The organism is Hartmannibacter diazotrophicus, from assembly GCF_900231165.1.
Taxonomy (GTDB): domain Bacteria; phylum Pseudomonadota; class Alphaproteobacteria; order Rhizobiales; family Pleomorphomonadaceae; genus Hartmannibacter; species Hartmannibacter diazotrophicus.
In genome coordinates, this window is sequence record NZ_LT960614.1 from 2,903,146 (window position 1) to 2,919,262 (window position 16,117).

Genomic DNA, 16,117 nt, shown 5'->3' on the forward strand with positions numbered 1-16,117 from the left:
TCATGCATCCAACCCAGCCGCATGTCTGTAACAAACGCATCGTCGAAGGCCTGGTTCGGCTTAACGTTAGTACGAACCGCGGTATCCGCGCCGTCTCATCGCTGCAACACCAGCCACGGAAAAGCAGAAATCGCGTCAGCGGCGCCTCGGCGCATATTCCGGCACGCCCGGCGATCCGAAGATGAATTGCTGCGGATCACGCTCCACGCTGCTGAGAACCCGGTTGAGGCGGGCCAGCGCATTCTGGCCGTCGATGGCAAGCTGCGTGAAGCTGCCAAGCCCACGATCGGAGAATTTCGTCACGTTGCTCGTGATCGGCCCGATGCTCTTGTTGATCGTGTCGGCGACCTCGCGGATGGACTTCGCCGCTTCGGTCGCCTCCGTGATCAGACCCTGGCTGTCGGTGCCCTCGACATAGTCGCCGAGCTTGACCAGAAGGCTGTCGGCCCGCTTGGCCACACCGTTGAGCTGCTCGGAAAGGTCACGGACATTGGTGATGGTCTGGTCGACGTCGCCCTGGTGCTTGTCGATCGTGTCGCCAAGCTGCTTGAGGCTGGCCGAGGCGGATTTGGCGTCCGCGACGATCTGGTCGATGCTGTCGCCGCTGCCCGCCAGCTTCGCCGTGAAGCTGTTCACATTGTCGATCGACGAGCGCACCTTGTCGGGCTCGACCGCCTTCACGATCTCGCCGACCTGACCGATGGTGTCCTTCGCGTCGGCCACGATTGGGCCGAAGGTTGTCGAGACATCCGAAATCGCCCGCGTCGCGGTATCGACCTGATCGACAATCTGGCTCACCTTGTCGCGGTCGACCGCCGCAAGCAGGTTGCGGGCCTCGTCCGTCAGCGTTCCGATGCGATCGACCGCCGAGCGGGCGCTGTCGACAAGGCCGGTGACCGTCTTCGGATCGACGGAGGCAACCAGCGTGTCGGCGTGCTCGACCAGCGTGTTGAGCTTCTCGGCCGCATCGGCGACATTGTTGATGGCGCCGTTGATGTCTTCCGGATTGATGCCGTCAGCGATGGTGCCTGCCCGCTCGATGATGGAACTCAGTCGCTGCGAGGACTTGTCGAGATTGGCGACCATGTCCTGCACCTCGTCGGGATTGACCGACTTCAGGATCTCCTCTAGCCGCGTGGCCGATCCCTTGAGGCTCCCCGAGACCTCGCCGACCGTCTTCGACATGTCGGAAAGGTTCTGCAGCAGATCCCCGACACCGCCCGAATTGTCCGCCAGCGCCTTGGAGAAGGTCTCCACGTTGTTCACCGTCCGCCCGAAGGCCGGTCCGTTGTCGGAGATGAAGTCGTCGATCGCGCCCATGGCGCTGTCGGCCCGCGACAGAACGTTGCGCGCGCTCTCGATGATGTCCTGGAAGGGCGAGACCTCGGCCTGGATCGTCGGCATGCCGTCATTGGGATCGACGCTGTCGATCAGCAGCGGCGCATTGCGCGAGCCGCCTTCCAGCTGAAGGTTGGCGATGCCCGTGAAGCCCTGGTAGGTGAGGACGGCCTTGGTGTCCGTGCGGATCGGCTTCGTCCGGTCGACGCTGATGATGGCGATCACCGTGCTCGGCGCCTCCTGGTCCAGCTGCAGGTCCTTCACCTCGCCGATCCGGATGCCGTTGAAGAGCACGGGCGAGCCGGTCGTCAGGCCGTTGACCGCGCCATTGAAGACCACCCGCATCTCGACGCGTCTTGCCTGCTCTCCGGCATTCGTCAGCCACAGCACGAATCCGACGCCGATCGCCACCAGCAGCAGCACAAGCGATCCGATCATGGCGTAGTTCGCTCGGGATTCCATCAGGCGGGCTCCATCCGGTCGAAGTCAAAGTGGCGGGCGCGTTCGCCGTTGAAATAGTCCTGGATCCAGGGGTGATCCACATGCCGCAGCGACTGGAACGTCCCGTCCACCAGAACCTTGCGATTGCCGAGCACCGCAATGCGGTCCGTGATCGTGACGAGGCTGTCGAGATCGTGTGTGACCATGAAGACCGTGATGCCGAGCGTCTCGCGCAGGGAGATAATCAGGGAATCGAAGTCGGCCGCGCCGATGGGGTCGAGCCCGGCTGTGGGTTCGTCCAGGAACACCACGTCGGGATCGAGAATCAGCGCGCGCGCCAGCGCCACGCGCTTGATCATGCCACCTGAAAGCTCGGAAGGATATTTCGCGGCCGCATTCGGCGGCAGGCCGACCAGCTCCAGCTTCAGCCGTGCCAGCTCATCGCGCAGCTTTGCGCTCACGTCGATATGCTCGCGGATCGGCACGGAGACATTCTGCAGCACCGTCAGCGAGGAAAACAACGCCCCCTGCTGGAACAGCACACCGAGACGCCTGCCGATGCGCACCCGCTCGGCCGAACTGGCCGCGTCGAGGTCCCGCCCGAAAAGCTCCACCTTGCCCGCCTGACGGCGGTTGAGCCCGATGATCGTGCGCAAGAGGACCGATTTGCCGGTGCCCGATCCGCCGACGACGCCGAGGATCTCGCCGCGGTAGACATCGATATCGAGGTTTTCCAGGATCGGCGGCCCGCCGAAGCCGACCGTGATGCCGCGACCCCGGATCAGAACTTCGCGGTCCTCGCGGTGGGGCTGACGGTCGGTCCCGATGGTCTCTGTCTCCTGTGTCATCGTCATATCCCCAGCGAGGCGAGGACGATGGCGAAGATGCCGTCCATCAGGATCACGGCGAAGATGCCCTTCACCACGGAAATCGTCGTATGCAGGCCGAGCGATTCGGCCGAGCCGGAAACCTTCATACCCTCCGTGCAGGCGACAAGGCCGATGGTCGCCGCCATCACCGGGGCCTTGACGACGCCGATCAGGAAATAGGTGACGGTCACGGCCTCGCGAAGCAGTTGCAGGAACGTGTCCGTCGGTAGCCCGATGTAGAAGACGACCACGATCCACGCCCCGGCCATGGCGGAAAGATCGGAGACGACCGTCAGCAGCGGCAGGGTCAGCACCAGCGCCATCACGCGCGGAACGACCAGGACGCAGGTCGGAGAAACGCCGAGTACGGTGAGCGCGTCAATCTCCTCGCGCATCTTCATCGAGCCGATTTCGGCCGTCATCGCGCTGCCCGAACGGCCCGCGATCATGATCGCGGTGAGGAGAACGCCGATCTCGCGGCAGACGAGCACGCCGACGAGCGCGATCACATAGACTTCCGCGCCGAAGGTGCGCAGATAGAAACCGCCCTGCTGGGCGATGATCATGCCGATCAGGAAGCTCATCAGCGCGATGATCGGGATCGCTTTCAGGCCGACGCGATCCATCTGGGTGAAAAAGGCCGCCCAGCGCATCGGCTGTTTGCGTGTGATAATCTGGCCGATCCCCGCGACCATTTCACCGAAGAGCGAGAGAACGGCGATGACGTCGTAGCCGAGATCGACGACCTCGTGTCCCACCGCCTCGAGCCAGCGGCGAAGGAGCGGCTTCTCTTCCGGCTCCTTCGGCACATCGAGAAGCAGCTTGGAAACCGTCTGAAGGAGGATCGTGTCCTCGGGATCGAAACCGACCAGCTGAACGTCGATCGACCGCATATTGCAGGTGCGCCGCGCGTTTTCGATCAGCCAGGCGCCGGCCGTGTCCATGCGCTTGATGCCGCTGCCGTCAATGACGAGGACCGCTGTCTCGCCGCTGTCCTTCGGCAGTGCCTCGTCAAGCGGTTCCTCGAGTTTGCGCGCGGTCGAGATGGTCCATTCGCCTGAAAAGACCAGGCGGCCCGGCGTCTCGACGGCGGCGATTTCGCCGGCCGCATGCTCTCCAACGCTGTCACTTGCTTCGACGCTCATGCTCCGCCTGTCTGAGCCTCGTGTGATCCGACGGCCCGAACGATTCATCGGCCCTGCGTTCCCTTACCCTATATACGAGCGACCGCCGGCTGGTTGTTTCTTTTTTGCATCGCTGACGTCCGAATTCAGCCATTTCCCGATGGGCCGATCAGCTTTCACGCCGGGCGACGATGCCCTGCCCGGCAGCACCGGCGCCCAACGAGCGCCTTGCGTTGAGACCGGATGCCGCCAATACTCGGCGCCGCCTTGCCGGCCCCGGCGCCGGCAGCGGCCTTGCGAGCCGATGGTCTTGTCCCGAGTGAGGTTGGCCCGAATGGAAATCAAGCGCCCCTATCTGTTGTTCCTCGGCGACGTGAAGGATTCGCTTGCCGCCAAGACAGGTCTCGGCATCGTCGACTGGCGCCGCGACTGGTGCCTTGGCCAATACCGCCTGCCCGGCTGCATGGCCGATGCCAAGATCGACGATCTGTCGATCGCGGAGGCGGCCGAGATGGGCGCCAAGACCATGGTCATCGGCGTCGTCAACGCCGGCGGCGTCCTGCCCGACCACTGGATCGACAGCATCGTGGACGCCATCAAGGCGGGCCTCGATATCGCTAGCGGCCTGCACATGCGCCTTGGCGATGTCCCCGCGATCCGCGATGCGGCCGAACGCCATGGCGCGCGCCTGCACGACGTTCGCCATTCGACGATGTCCTTTGCGACCGGCAAGGGCACGCGCCGTCCGGGCCGGCGTCTGCTGACCGTTGGAACCGACTGTTCGGTCGGCAAGAAATACTCGGCGCTGGCGCTGGAGGCGGAAATGCGCTCGCGCGGCATGAACGCGGAATTCCGCGCCACCGGCCAGACCGGCGTCTTCATCTCCGGGCGGGGCGTGGCGCTCGATGCCGTCGTCGCCGATTTCATCTCCGGCGCCGCCGAATGGCTGACCCCGGAAAACCAGCCCGACCACTGGGACGTGGTCGAGGGCCAGGGATCGCTCTTCCACCCCTCCTTTGCCGGCGTCACCCTCGGGCTGCTTCATGGCGCCCAGCCCGACGCCTTCGTCGTCTGCCACGAGCCGACCCGCACCACGATGCGCGGCGTTGGCCACCCGCTGCCGACCATCGGCCAGGTCATCGATCTCACGCGCGCCTGCGGCCGGCTGACCAACCCGGACATTCGCTGCGTCGGCATCTGCATCAACACCGCAGCTCTGATCGAGGAAGACGAAGCACGCGCCCTCCTGAGCGAAACGGCGGAGGAATACGAGTTGCCGGTGACCGACCCGGTCCGCTTCGGCGTCGCCCCCATCGTCGACCATCTCCGGATGGAGTTCCCGGTGTGAGCCAGACGCTGACGGTGACCGACGAACGCTGGCCGATCGCCGGGCGCTTCACCATCTCGCGCGGCTCCAAGACCGAGGCCCACGTCGTCGTCGCAACTGTCCGCGACGAAAACGGTCTTGCCGGACGGGGCGAATGCGTCCCCTATACCCGCTATGGCGAGACCGTCGATGGTGTCATGGCCGAGATCACCGCGATGACAACCGACGTCGGGGCCGTCCTCACCCGGGCCGACCTGCAAGAACGTATGAAACCCGGCGCGGCGCGCAATGCCCTTGATTGCGCGCTCTTCGCCCTCGAGGCGCGCCAGAAAGGCCTGACGGCGGCCGAACTGGCCGGTCTGCCGCCGCTCCAGCCTGTCACGACCGCCTTCACGCTCAGCCTCGACACGCCCGAGAACATGGAGGCCGCCGCGCGGGTCAACGCGGCCCGGCCGCTGCTCAAGATCAAGCTCGGCGGCGGCGCGGAGGATGAGGAACGCCTCGCCGCCGTCCGTATCGGCGCGCCCGACGCCGCCCTCATCATCGACGCCAACGAAGGCTGGACGCCGGACATCTTCGAAAGCCGCATGCGGGCCTGCGCCCATCACCGTGTCGCGCTGGTCGAGCAGCCCCTGCCAGAATCGGATGACGCGGCGCTCGCCGACCTGCCTCACCTCGTGCCCGTCTGCGCCGACGAAAGCGCCCACATCGCCACCAACATTCCCCGGCTCGCGAAGCTCTACGACGCGGTCAACATCAAGCTCGACAAGACCGGAGGCATCACCGAGGCATTGAAGATGGCAAGCGCCGCCGAAAACGCGGGCCTTGCCATCATGGTCGGCTGCATGGTGGCGACCTCGCTCGCCATGGCTCCGGCCCTGCTCCTTGCGGCAAAGGCAAAGTTCGTCGACCTCGACGGCCCGCTACTTTTGGCCCGCGACCGTGAACCGGGCCTCGTCTTCGAGGGATCGATCATCCGTCCGCCCCAGGCTACCGTCTGGGCCTGACGTCCGTTTCGCACTATCCTGAAGCCATGCACTCGATCGAACAACCCTCGGCTCTGGATCTTTCCCGGATGGGCGAGAAGGATCGTGCGCGCTTCTTCCGCGCCGAGCGCCACGACGCGTTGGAGGGGCTGACGGCCGCCTTCCGCAAGCATCGCTACGAACCGCACAGCCACGACACCTATGTCGTCGGCATTATCGTCGACGGCTGCGAGGCCTACACCTTGCGCGGCGAACGCCACTACGCGGCGGCCGGAAACCTCTGCTTCGTCAATCCCGGCGAGGTGCACGACGGCGAACCCGCTGGCCACGTTTTCGCTTATCGCATAACCTATCCGTCCGTCGCGCTGCTGCGCTCCATCGCAGCCGAAATCACCGGCCGCGAGCCTGCCGGTGCGCCCTATTTTCCGAAGGCAACGGCGAGCGACGACGAGGCTGCAATGCTGTTCCTGCGCTGCCATCTCCAGCTCGAAACCGCCCCGAGCACCCTCGCCGCCGACGAAGCGCTCGTCTCGGTCTACGCGCTCCTGCTCCGCCGCCATGCAATTCTCGACCATGTGCCGGCCGCTCTCGCCGCCCATGGCAGGGCGGTGACGAAGGTCATGGAGTTCCTCCAGTCCTCCATCGACCGCGATCCGGATTTGGCATCCATCGCCGATGTCGCCGGCCTGTCGCGCCATCATCTCATTCGTCTCTTCAAGCGCGAGACCGGCCTGACCCCGCATGCCTTCCTGATGGATTGCCGCGTTCGCGCTGCCCGGACGCTGCTGGCACGCGGCGATGCACCCGCCGACGTCGCGCTCGCCTGCGGCTTCTTCGACCAGAGCCACCTGAACCGCTGCTTCAAGGCCCGCGTCGGCGTCGCGCCCGGAGCCTTCCGGCGGGCCTGAACGACGACGGGTCGGAAGAAGCGCAATTTCATCCAAGAACGCGGGACCGCCGCCACGTTATTCCGAGCGCCATGAACACGCATGTTTCCCAGCACGGCGCCACGGCACTGGACGAATTCCGGCGCGGCGTCGTCGCCGTCGCCCCTCTTGCGGTCGCCGTCATCCCCTTCGCCCTGATCCTCGGCGCCAACGGCGCGGCCAAGGGCCTTTCCGTCGTCGAGATCGGGCTGATGAGCGCAATCGTCTTTGCCGGCAGCTCACAGTTCCTGGCCATCGACCTCTGGCGCGAGCCGGTGCCGGTCCTCTCGCTTGGCCTTGCCGCCCTCCTCATCAACCTGCGTCATGTGCTGATGTCGGCCTCGCTGAGCGGCAAGATGAACCACGTACCGAAGTGGCTGCGCTACCTGAAGGTCTTCTTCCTGGCCGACGAGATCTGGGCACTCGCCGAACAGCATGCGACCCGGCAACGCCTGACGCCGGCCTATTATTTCGGCCTCGCCGCGCCGCTCTACGGCGCATGGGTGCTGCTCACCATGGCGGGCGCTGCTCTCGGCTCGCTCATCGCCGATCCGCGCGCCTTCGGCTTCGACTTCGCCTTCACCGCCGTCTTCATCGGTCTGGTCGCCGGTTTCTGGAAAGGGCGCGGCAGCGCCCTCGTGGCGGCCACCAGCGCCATTGTCGCGATCGCCGTCCATACCCTGGTTGAAGGCGCTTGGTTCGTCGTCGCCGGCGCGCTTGCCGGCGTCGCGATGGCGGCCATTACAGCAAGGCAGGACGCCGCATGATCGATCTGCCCACCCTCTCGGCGATCCTGCTGATGGCGGCGGCGACCTATTTCACGCGGGTCAGCGGCCTCTGGCTCGCCTCGCGCATTCCTGCCGGCGGACGCAGCCGCGCGGCGCTCGACGCCTTGCCAATCGCCGTCCTCGTCGCCGTCATCGCGCCAAGCGCCACGGCGGGGCCGGCCGAAATCGCGGCGGCGCTGACGGCCATCCTGCTCGTCCGCCGGCTGCAGCTTCTCGGTGTGATCGCGATGAGCGTGGCCGTTGTCATCATCCTGCGCGCGGCTCTCGGATAGCCTCCCCCCGCGATCGGCAACCCTTGGACGGAACAAGTTTTTCACTGTCATAATTCTGAAGCCGGAATCGCCTTTACTGCCCCCAGCAAATGCAGGCGGTACGCCTCTGAAGGAGCAAAGGTCCCGTCTGCGTCAATCCTCACCGACATGAAAACGTCATGTTCGAGTTATTGACGAGGGATCGTCCAAGGGGCGCCGATGAGCTCGACAACGCCTGAACCGCGCCATTTCAGGGCGCTTTTTCTTTCCGATATTCATCTCGGAACCCGTGGCTGCCAGGCCGAGCTGCTGCTCGACTTCATGCGCTTCCACGATGCCGAGACCATCTACCTCGTCGGCGACATCGTTGACGGTTGGCGGCTGAAGCGCGCCTGGTACTGGAGCCAGGCTCACAACGACGTCGTCCAGAAGATGCTGCGCAAGGGCCGCAAGGGCGCCCGCATCATCTATACGCCGGGCAATCACGACGAGTTCCTGCGCGACTATATCGGCACCCATTTCGGCGGCGTCGAGGTGGCGGACACCGCGATCCACGAAACGGCAGACGGTCGGCGCCTGCTGATCATCCACGGCGACCAGTTCGACGTCGTGGTCCGCCATGCCAAGTGGCTCGCCTTCTTCGGCGACTGGGCCTACGTGACGGCGCTCAACCTCAACACGGCCCTGAACAAGGTCCGCCGCAAGCTTGGCTTCCCCTACTGGTCGCTGTCGGCCTGGGCGAAGCTCAAAGTCAAGAACGCAGTCAACTTCATTGGCGCCTTCGAGCAGGCGTTGTCGGGTGAGGCCCGCCGCCTCGGCGCCGACGGCGTCGTCTGCGGGCACATCCACCACGCCGCCCAGCGCATGATCGACGGCATCGAGTATCTCAACACCGGAGACTGGGTCGAAAGCTGCACGGCGCTCGCCGAGCATCACGACGGCCGGCTGGAGATCATCCGCTGGACACAGCTTGGCGAGGTGCAGGCGGCCAAGCAATCTGCCGCGCAGGTGCAGGCCGCTGCATGACCCGCATCACCATCGTGACCGACGCCTGGCACCCCCAGGTGAATGGCGTCGTGCGCTCGATCGAGCGCACCAACGCCGAGCTTGAGAAAATGGGCGTGCATGTCTCCATGCTGACGCCCGCTTCCTTCAGGACCATCCCCTGTCCGACCTATCCGGAGATCAGGCTGTCGCTAACGCTGCCCGGTCACTTCGCGCGCGAGATCGAGAAGGGCCAGCCCTCCTATGTCCACATCGCGACGGAAGGACCGCTCGGCCTGATGGCCGCGCGCTGGTGCCGGCGCAACGGCCTGCCCTACACCACCAGTTACCACACCCGCTTTCCGGAATACGTGTCCGCCCGCCTGCCGATCCCTGAAAAATGGCTCTACGCCATCGTTCGCCGGTTTCACAATCGCGGCGGCGGCTGCATGGTCGCGACCGAGAGCCTTGCGCAGGAACTGAGCGCCCGCGGTTTCAAGCACCTGATGCGCTGGTCGCGCGGGATCGATGCCGATCTCTTCCATCCGCGCGAGGACGACATCCTCAACCTTCCGCGCCCAATCTTCATGAACGTCGGCCGCGTCTCGGTTGAAAAGAATATCGGCGCATTTCTGGATCTCGACCTGCCGGGTTCCAAGGTCGTGGTCGGGGATGGACCGCAGCTTGAAAGCCTGCGCAAACGCTATCCCGACGTTGTGTTCACCGGCGCGAAATTCGGTGAGGAACTCGCTCGCCACTACGCGGCAGCTGACGTCTTCGTCTTCCCGAGCCGCACCGACACCTTCGGCAACGTGCTGCTCGAAGCCCTCGCCTCCGGCGTGCCGGTCGCGGCCTATCCGGTGATGGGGCCGATCGACATTGTCGGCGATCATCCGGTCGGCGTTCTCGACGAGGATCTGAGGATCGCCGCGCTCGGGGCGCTGCAGATTTCGCGCGATGCCTGCCGCAACCATGCGCTCAATTATTCCTGGCCCGCCAGTGCCTTGCAGTTTTTGACCAATATCCGCCTTGCCAACGGCGAGGTGATCGGGCAACCCTTGGCACCCGCCTGACGGACAATGCGCGCACGACAACTGCGCCGTGCCCGCCGTTCATCGCGACGCGATACGGCTCGTCCCGTCTGCCTGCGAACGCATGTGGCCGAGCGCTGCGTGCCGTCAGGCTCATCGCTGTGCCGGAGCATGCCCTTGGATACGCCCACCCTGACCGATCTGCCCGTCTTCGCCGACGTCGAGGCGGCGAGCAGGCGCATTGCCGCCGAGGCCGTGCGCACGCCCCTGATCCGCGTCTTCGACCGCCCCGAAGGCCGGCTTTTCGTCAAGGCGGAATGCCTTCAGCGGACCGGATCGTTCAAGTTTCGTGGTGCCTTCAACCGGCTCTCGATGATCCCCGAAAGCCAGCGTGCGCCGGGCGTGGTTGCCTGCTCGTCCGGCAACCACGCCCAGGGCGTGGCGCTGGCGGCGCGCATTCTCGGCATGCCGGCGACCATCGTGATGCCGGAGGATTCACCCGTGATCAAGGTGGCCAACACGCGCGACTATGGCGCCGAGGTGGTCTTCTACGACCGCGCCACCGAGGACCGCGAGGCCATTGCCGAGGAAATCCGCGCGGCGCGTGGCGCGACCTTCGTCCACCCCTACGACGATCCCGGCATTATTGCCGGACAGGGCACGGCGGGCCTGGAAATCGTCCAGCAGTTGGCCGAGATGGGCCTGCGGCCCGATGCGGTGCTCGCCAGCGCCAGCGGCGGCGGACTGACGGCCGGCGTTTCACTCGCCCTCGAAGCGCTCACCCCGGACTGCGCCGTGCATACCTGCGAGCCCGCCGGATTCGACGACCATGCCCGCTCCCTCGCGAGCGGCGAACGGCTTTCGAACGCATTGAAGACCGGATCCGTCTGCGACGGTCTGCTGGCGAACATGCCCGGCCATCGCACCTTTGCCATCAACAGCCGGACGGTGACATCGGGCGTTGCGGTCACCGACGAAGAGGCGCTTGCCGCCGTCGCCTTCGCGGCCAGACGCCTGAAGATCGTGCTCGAACCGAGCGGCGCGATTGGCCTCGCCGCGATCCTCAACGGCAAGATACCGCTCGAAGGCCGCACGGTCGTCGTGATCGGCACCGGTGGAAATATCGATGATGCGATGCTGGGCCGCGCGCTAGGCCTCTGACAGGCCACGCGCGCCGGGAACGTCCCTGATCGATGACGTCTTGGTCCGATCAGGCGAAAAGCGCCATGCGCTCCTTGGGCGACAGGGCCTTCAGAGCGTCTTCGGCGCCTTTCTCCGTCGCATCGGACGGAGATTTGACGTCCGAGCGGCCGTCGGCAATGAAGGCGGCAAGGTCCTCGTCCGTGTCGTCGGGCTGGACCTCGTCCTCCATGGCGAAGATCGCCTCGTCGAGATGCCCCTCCGGATCGACGGAACCGTCGTCCTCGGCAATGTCCGGGTTCGCGCCGTCCTCGCCGTCATCCGACGCCGCGATGGCATCGAAGCCGGTCTCGTCGACCATCGCCGCCGCATCGTCTTCGCCCATGTCCTGATCGGGCAATTCGTCGCCGGTCTCATCGTCGGAACCGATGGCGTCAAAGCTGATTTCATCGGCCATCGCCGCCGCATCGTCCGCGCCGAAATCCTGGCCAGACAACTCGTCCTCTGTCTCATCGTCGGAACCGATAGCGTCGAAGCTGATTTCATCGGCCATCGCCGCAGCATCATCCGCGCCGAAATCCTGACCGGACAGCTCGTCCCCGGCCTCATCGTCGGAACCGATGGCATCGAAGCTGATTTCGTCGGCCATTGCCGCCGCATCGTCGGCGCCGAAGCCATGATCGGCGGGCTCGTCGCCCGCGTCATCGTCGGAGGCAATGGCGTCGAAGCTGATTTCGTCGGCCATCGACGCCGCATCAAAGGCCATCAGGTCGTCGACATCGGTCTGCGCCACGCCCTGGCCTTCAAGCTGCGGACCGTTGAGGAGGTGCGCATCGGGCCGCGTGTCCATCGGATTGGCGGGCTTCGCCGAGCCGCCGGCCGCGCGGGCCTCACTGTCGTCGAGACCCCAGATCTGGATCATCGCGTCGATGCGGCTCTCCAGATAACGCAGCACATGCACGACCTTGTGGGTGCGCTGGCCGGTCAGATCCTGGAACGAGCAGGACGTGTAGATGGTGGTGGTCAGAAGCTCGATGGCGTCGCAGATCTCCGGCTCGATCTTCGCCTCGCGCATCGTCCAAGCAATTTCCTGGATCTTTTCGGCGGCCTCAAGGATTTCCGACGTCGCGTTTTCCGTCTGGGAGACGATGGCATCGAGCTCGTCGGAGGCCTGGTTGAAGCGGCTGCCGTCCGGTCCCTCGAACTTGATCTCGGCGATTTCCGCCTTGGTCCGTTCGATGGCGTCCTTCATTTCGCCGATGTCGAGGCGAATACGGTCGATGTCCGGGCGGCGCTCGCGATGCAGAAGCTTCTCAAGCCTCTGCACGGCGTCCATCACCATCACCGTGTCGGCGGCGCGGTGGCGGCGGGTATACTCGGCAAGGAACCAGCGCCCCCGCTCCGTCTCCATCACCGCATTCTCGATCGCTTCGTAGTCCTGCTCTCGCAGCGGGGATGGGACTTGCGACTGTGTCATGTCTATCGAGACCGCCTGATGTTCCTGAGACGCCTACGCTCCCACGATCGGTCCAGACCGGACCGATGCAGTACGGGATATCGCTTCACCCCGCCTCGACCCCGACGTCTTCGGGACGAATGGCAGAACAAGTCGACATGCTAGCGGCTGATTCCTACTAGCAAGTTTATGGACTCGTTCAATTCGAGGCAACGCGGGGCGCAGGCTTTTCCGCAGTGTAGAGGCCGTCGGATCGTCTTTGGCACAACCGTCGATTTACGCACAAGGCACCTTGGCCTCCCCCGGTCTTTCACGGGAGAGGATGTAAAACATCACATGATCGCGCTGTGTCTTCCGGTCAGCAGCCGGTCGCCGGATTGCCCGCCTCAGTGGGCGCCGGCGGGGATGGCTTCGTCCGACTTGTGGTGCTCGCCGAAGCGGTCGACCATCGAGGCGCTGGCCTCGTTGAGCCCGTTGACCGTCACGTCCGCACCGGACCGCCGGAACTTGAAGACGGCCTTGTCGAGCGCGCCAATCGCCGAGATGTCCCAGAAATGCGCGCCCATCAGGTCGATGACCACCTTTTCGCGCGGGTCGAAGAAGTCGAAGCCGGCAAGGAAGGTTTCCACCGAGGCAAAGAAGATCTGGCCGCGCACGACATAGGTCACCGTCCGGCCGTCCTCGTCGAGCTTGCGCTCGACCTGCACAAGCCTTGCGACCTTGCCGGCGAAGAAGACCCCCGACAGCAGCACGCCGATCAGAACGCCCTTGGCAAGATCGTGCGTGGCGACCACCGTCACAACCGTCGCAAGCATGACGATAGAGGACGGCAGCGGATTGCGCCTGAGATCAAGGATCGAACTCCACGAAAACGTGCTGATCGAAACCATGATCATCACCGCCACCAGCGCCGCCATCGGGATGATGCGCACGAGATCGTCGAGCACGAGAATCAGGAACAGCAGGAAGGCACCTGCGACGAAGGTGGAAAGCCGGCCCCGGCCACCGGAGCGCACGTTGATCACCGACTGGCCGATCATGGCGCAGCCGCCCATGCCGCCGATCAGCGCCGAAGCGATGTTCGAGGCGCCCTGCCCGATGCACTCCTGGCTCTTGCGGCTCGGCGTGTCGGTCATGTCGTCGACGATCTGCGCCGTCAGCAGCGACTCCAGCAGGCCCACGGCCGCCAGCGTCACCGAATAGGGGAAGATGATCTGAAGCGTCTCGAGATTGAGCGGCACGTCGGGCAGCGCGAAGACCGGCAGGCTCGACGGCAATTCGCCGAGATCGCCCACGGTGCGGACATCGATGCCCACGGCCCAGACAATCGCGGTGAGAACGGCGATGGCGACAAGCGGGGCCGGTATGGCGCGGGTGACGTAAGGAAACAGGTAGATGATGGCGAGACCGCCCGCGACAAACAGGTAGGTCACCGAGGGCACTCCGACGAGTTCGGGCACCTGCGCCATGAAGATGAGGATCGCCAGCGCATTGACGAAGCCGGTGATCACCGAGCGCGAGACGAAGCGCATCAGGCGGCCGAGCTTGATCCAGCCGGCAATGATCTGGATGACGCCCATCAGGATTGTCGCGGCGAAGAGATAGTTGAGGCCATGGTCGCGCACGATGCTCGCCATGAGCACGGCTGTTGCGGCGGTCGCCGCCGAGATCATGCCGGGCCGCCCGCCCACGAAGGCCGACACGCAGGCGATCGCGAAGGATGCATAGAGACCCACCTTCGGATCGACGCCGGCGATCACGGAAAAGCCGATCGCCTCGGGGATCAGCGCCAGCGCCACGACGATGCCGGACAGGATGTCGCCACGGATGTTGCGAAACCATTCCCGCGAATAGGAGGAAAGAAATGTCATGTAGGAGAATTTTCCACGATGAGTGCCGCCCCGCGCGAAACCGCAGGCTGAAGGAGCGACAGGATCGGGTTGTCCGGCGGTTCGGCGGCCGGAGGAGCCACCCGGATTTTCACCGGGTCCGTGCGAATACTCGTTTCATAACCGAGAGTTCTACCGCAGTGCAACAGGCGGACCGAACTTTCTGCAGTTCAGACGCAGCAAACAGGCATGCCATGCAATAAAAGCATGGCTTGAGCACCCTTCGGTGATCTCGGAGAATGAAATCGCATGGGATCGACGGCCTGGTCGGCCCGACTGTGTCGCCAGCCCGGATCAGCCGCCGAATTTGTAGCGCAGGGCGGCCGAGATGATGTCGATATCGGCTTCGGCGGTGCCGCCATATCCGATGACGCCAATGGCCGCGTCGGTCGCAACGGAAACCGGCGCGTCACTGACGAAGATATGCGTGTAGGCAAAATCCAGCGACAGGGCGCTGGAAAACTCATAGCTCGCGCCGGCCGAAAGCCAGAGACGGTCGGCGTCCGGCAGCCGCATGGAGCGATGCGCGTCCTTGACCGGCGACCATTCGTAGCCCGCGCCCGCCCGCAAGGTCAGTTGATCGCTGAAGTCATATTCCCCGCCGAGCGAGACCATCCAGCCGTCGCCATACTCGAACGCGAGCGTTGAGACCGTCGCCCCTGACGAGGCAACGACCGGAACCGTGCCGAGCCGGCTCCAGTTGGTCCATTCAAGCCCCGCAAGCAGGGTGAAGCGGTCGTTGATCGCCTGCCGCAGCCCGAGCGTCACCGTTTCCGGCAAGGTGATGCCGGCCGTCGTCTCGACCGACGAAACGGCCGCGCCCCCCGAGGTCACCAGCATCGACCCATCGAGCGAGACAATCATCGGCGACCGGTAGCCGAAGCCGATCTCGGTTCCCTCCATGGGCGTCAGGGTCAGTCCCGCCGTTGCACCGAAGCTCCAGTCCTCGCCCTCGATGGTCCCGGTTCCAAAGGTCAGCGGCGAAGAGGCAAGGACGGGCATGCGGCTGAGGCTGACGGACATGTATTGCGTCGTTGCCCCGACACCGACGCTGATCATGTCGTTGATCCGGTAGCCGACCGTCGGCGTCACCGCCACCGAGCGAACCTTGGCGCGAAGATGCTCGCTCTGGCCCACCCAGGGCGTCTCGGAGTGGGTGGCAAGGCCGAAGGGCGAGTTGACGGAGAGGCCGAGATAGACCTCGTCATTCACCTGCCATGTGCCGTAGAACGAGGGGACATAGGCATCGATCCCGACATCGCCGCCATTGCCGAACCCGAAGCCGGCGAGCGAACTGATCGACGGATCGACCGACAGCGACGACCGGGGAAGAATGAGTGAGTGATCGGCCTCGATCGTCACCCCGTCGAAGGCCGTGATGGCGGCAGGGTTCCAGAACATGGCGGAGGGGCTGTCTCCCGGCGCGGCAGCGCCGGCAAAGCTCGCCCCCTGCCCCGCAGCCGACTGCTCGCGAAGAGCAAAACCGCCGGCCTGACACTCCCCGGAGGCAACGACGGCGCCGAGCGCCACCGCGGCAAGAACGTTCAGCCGCCTCACGTTCCGCAAA

13 protein-coding genes, 1 pseudogene and 1 other annotated feature are annotated in these 16,117 nt (G+C 65.0%); of the genes and pseudogenes, 8 read left to right on the forward strand and 6 right to left on the reverse strand.

Annotated features, from left to right (window positions below; genetic code table 11):
* Positions 1-135 precede the first annotated feature (135 nt).
* From HDIA_RS13605 to HDIA_RS13615, 3 genes are read right to left on the reverse strand one after another with little or no spacing between them, the layout of a single operon-like run.
* On the reverse strand, positions 136-1,800 hold the full coding sequence (locus tag HDIA_RS13605; RefSeq protein ID WP_099556658.1) for an MCE family protein: 1,665 nt from the start codon (positions 1,798-1,800) through the stop codon (positions 136-138).
* The gene (locus HDIA_RS13610) at positions 1,800-2,627 is read right to left on the reverse strand and encodes an ABC transporter ATP-binding protein (RefSeq protein ID WP_099556659.1); all 828 of its coding nucleotides are present in this window, start codon (positions 2,625-2,627) and stop codon (positions 1,800-1,802) included. Before HDIA_RS13610 ends, HDIA_RS13605 begins: the two co-directional genes overlap by 1 nt.
* A gap of 2 nt (positions 2,628-2,629) precedes the next feature.
* The gene (locus tag HDIA_RS13615; protein WP_099556660.1) at positions 2,630-3,793 is read right to left on the reverse strand and encodes an ABC transporter permease; all 1,164 of its coding nucleotides are present in this window, start codon (positions 3,791-3,793) and stop codon (positions 2,630-2,632) included.
* Positions 3,794-4,106: 313 nt separating this feature from the next.
* On the opposite strand from HDIA_RS13615, the gene dgcN reads away from it, so the two are divergent.
* The 8 genes and pseudogenes from dgcN to HDIA_RS13655 all read left to right on the forward strand — a co-directional run bounded on the left by dgcN (position 4,107) and on the right by HDIA_RS13655 (position 11,226).
* Positions 4,107-5,120: an N-acetyltransferase DgcN gene (dgcN, locus tag HDIA_RS13620; protein WP_099556661.1), complete on the forward strand. Its 1,014-nt coding sequence runs from the start codon at positions 4,107-4,109 to the stop codon at positions 5,118-5,120.
* Positions 5,117-6,106, forward strand: a complete 990-nt coding sequence (dgcA, locus tag HDIA_RS13625; RefSeq protein WP_099556662.1) for an N-acetyl-D-Glu racemase DgcA — start codon at positions 5,117-5,119, stop codon at positions 6,104-6,106. The genes dgcN and dgcA overlap by 4 nt, the downstream gene beginning before the upstream one ends.
* A 68-nt stretch (positions 6,107-6,174) precedes the next feature.
* Positions 6,175-6,993 (forward strand): AraC family transcriptional regulator, encoded by an 819-nt coding sequence (locus HDIA_RS13630; RefSeq protein ID WP_162292646.1) that lies wholly within the window; start codon positions 6,175-6,177, stop codon positions 6,991-6,993.
* Between the two features lie 71 nt (positions 6,994-7,064).
* Positions 7,065-7,778 carry an AzlC family ABC transporter permease gene (locus HDIA_RS13635; RefSeq protein WP_099556664.1) on the forward strand — a complete coding sequence of 238 codons (714 nt, stop codon included), beginning with the start codon at positions 7,065-7,067 and terminating at the stop codon, positions 7,776-7,778.
* Positions 7,775-8,071, forward strand: a complete 297-nt coding sequence (locus tag HDIA_RS13640) for an AzlD family protein (protein ID WP_099556665.1) — start codon at positions 7,775-7,777, stop codon at positions 8,069-8,071. Before HDIA_RS13635 ends, HDIA_RS13640 begins: the two co-directional genes overlap by 4 nt.
* Before the next feature lie 198 nt (positions 8,072-8,269).
* Entirely contained in the window at positions 8,270-9,076 is an 807-nt protein-coding gene (locus tag HDIA_RS13645) for a UDP-2,3-diacylglucosamine diphosphatase (RefSeq protein ID WP_099556666.1), read from the forward strand.
* Positions 9,073-10,080, forward strand: a pseudogene (locus HDIA_RS13650) (glycosyltransferase family 4 protein); the annotation flags it as partial. The gene HDIA_RS13645 and the pseudogene HDIA_RS13650, both read left to right, overlap by 4 nt.
* A gap of 156 nt (positions 10,081-10,236) precedes the next feature.
* The gene (locus HDIA_RS13655; protein ID WP_099556668.1) at positions 10,237-11,226 is read left to right on the forward strand and encodes a threonine ammonia-lyase; all 990 of its coding nucleotides are present in this window, start codon (positions 10,237-10,239) and stop codon (positions 11,224-11,226) included.
* A 49-nt stretch (positions 11,227-11,275) separates the two neighbouring features.
* Here HDIA_RS13655 and HDIA_RS13660 read toward each other — a convergent pair whose 3' ends face one another.
* The 3 genes from HDIA_RS13660 to HDIA_RS13670 form a co-directional block, all read right to left on the reverse strand.
* Complete coding sequence (locus HDIA_RS13660; protein ID WP_157775628.1) at positions 11,276-12,682, reverse strand: chemotaxis protein; 1,407 nt, start codon at positions 12,680-12,682, stop codon at positions 11,276-11,278.
* Positions 12,683-13,047: 365 nt separating this feature from the next.
* On the reverse strand, positions 13,048-14,532 hold the full coding sequence (locus HDIA_RS13665; RefSeq protein ID WP_099556670.1) for a SulP family inorganic anion transporter: 1,485 nt from the start codon (positions 14,530-14,532) through the stop codon (positions 13,048-13,050).
* 67 nt (positions 14,533-14,599) lie between these two features.
* Positions 14,600-14,655, reverse strand: a sequence feature (sul1 is cis-regulatory element that is thought to sense ions involved in sulfur or methionine metabolism; They are found in Alphaproteobacteria).
* Between the two features lie 189 nt (positions 14,656-14,844).
* Complete coding sequence (locus HDIA_RS13670) at positions 14,845-16,107, reverse strand: OmpP1/FadL family transporter (protein ID WP_157775631.1); 1,263 nt, start codon at positions 16,105-16,107, stop codon at positions 14,845-14,847.
* Between the last annotated feature and the right edge of the window lie 10 nt (positions 16,108-16,117).

Coding starts and splice junctions, on each gene's coding strand:
- HDIA_RS13605 (WP_099556658.1), bottom strand. CDS start 1,800: ATGGAATCCCGAGCGAACTACGCCATGATCGGATCGCTTGTGCTGCTG.
- HDIA_RS13610 (WP_099556659.1), bottom strand. CDS start 2,627: ATGACACAGGAGACAGAGACCATCGGGACCGACCGTCAGCCCCACCGC.
- HDIA_RS13615 (WP_099556660.1), bottom strand. CDS start 3,793: ATGAGCGTCGAAGCAAGTGACAGCGTTGGAGAGCATGCGGCCGGCGAA.
- dgcN (WP_099556661.1), top strand. CDS start 4,107: ATGGAAATCAAGCGCCCCTATCTGTTGTTCCTCGGCGACGTGAAGGAT.
- HDIA_RS13630 (WP_162292646.1), top strand. CDS start 6,175: ATGGGCGAGAAGGATCGTGCGCGCTTCTTCCGCGCCGAGCGCCACGAC.
- HDIA_RS13635 (WP_099556664.1), top strand. CDS start 7,065: ATGAACACGCATGTTTCCCAGCACGGCGCCACGGCACTGGACGAATTC.
- HDIA_RS13640 (WP_099556665.1), top strand. CDS start 7,775: ATGATCGATCTGCCCACCCTCTCGGCGATCCTGCTGATGGCGGCGGCG.
- HDIA_RS13645 (WP_099556666.1), top strand. CDS start 8,270: ATGAGCTCGACAACGCCTGAACCGCGCCATTTCAGGGCGCTTTTTCTT.
- HDIA_RS13655 (WP_099556668.1), top strand. CDS start 10,237: ATGCCCTTGGATACGCCCACCCTGACCGATCTGCCCGTCTTCGCCGAC.
- HDIA_RS13660 (WP_157775628.1), bottom strand. CDS start 12,682: ATGACACAGTCGCAAGTCCCATCCCCGCTGCGAGAGCAGGACTACGAA.
- HDIA_RS13665 (WP_099556670.1), bottom strand. CDS start 14,532: ATGACATTTCTTTCCTCCTATTCGCGGGAATGGTTTCGCAACATCCGT.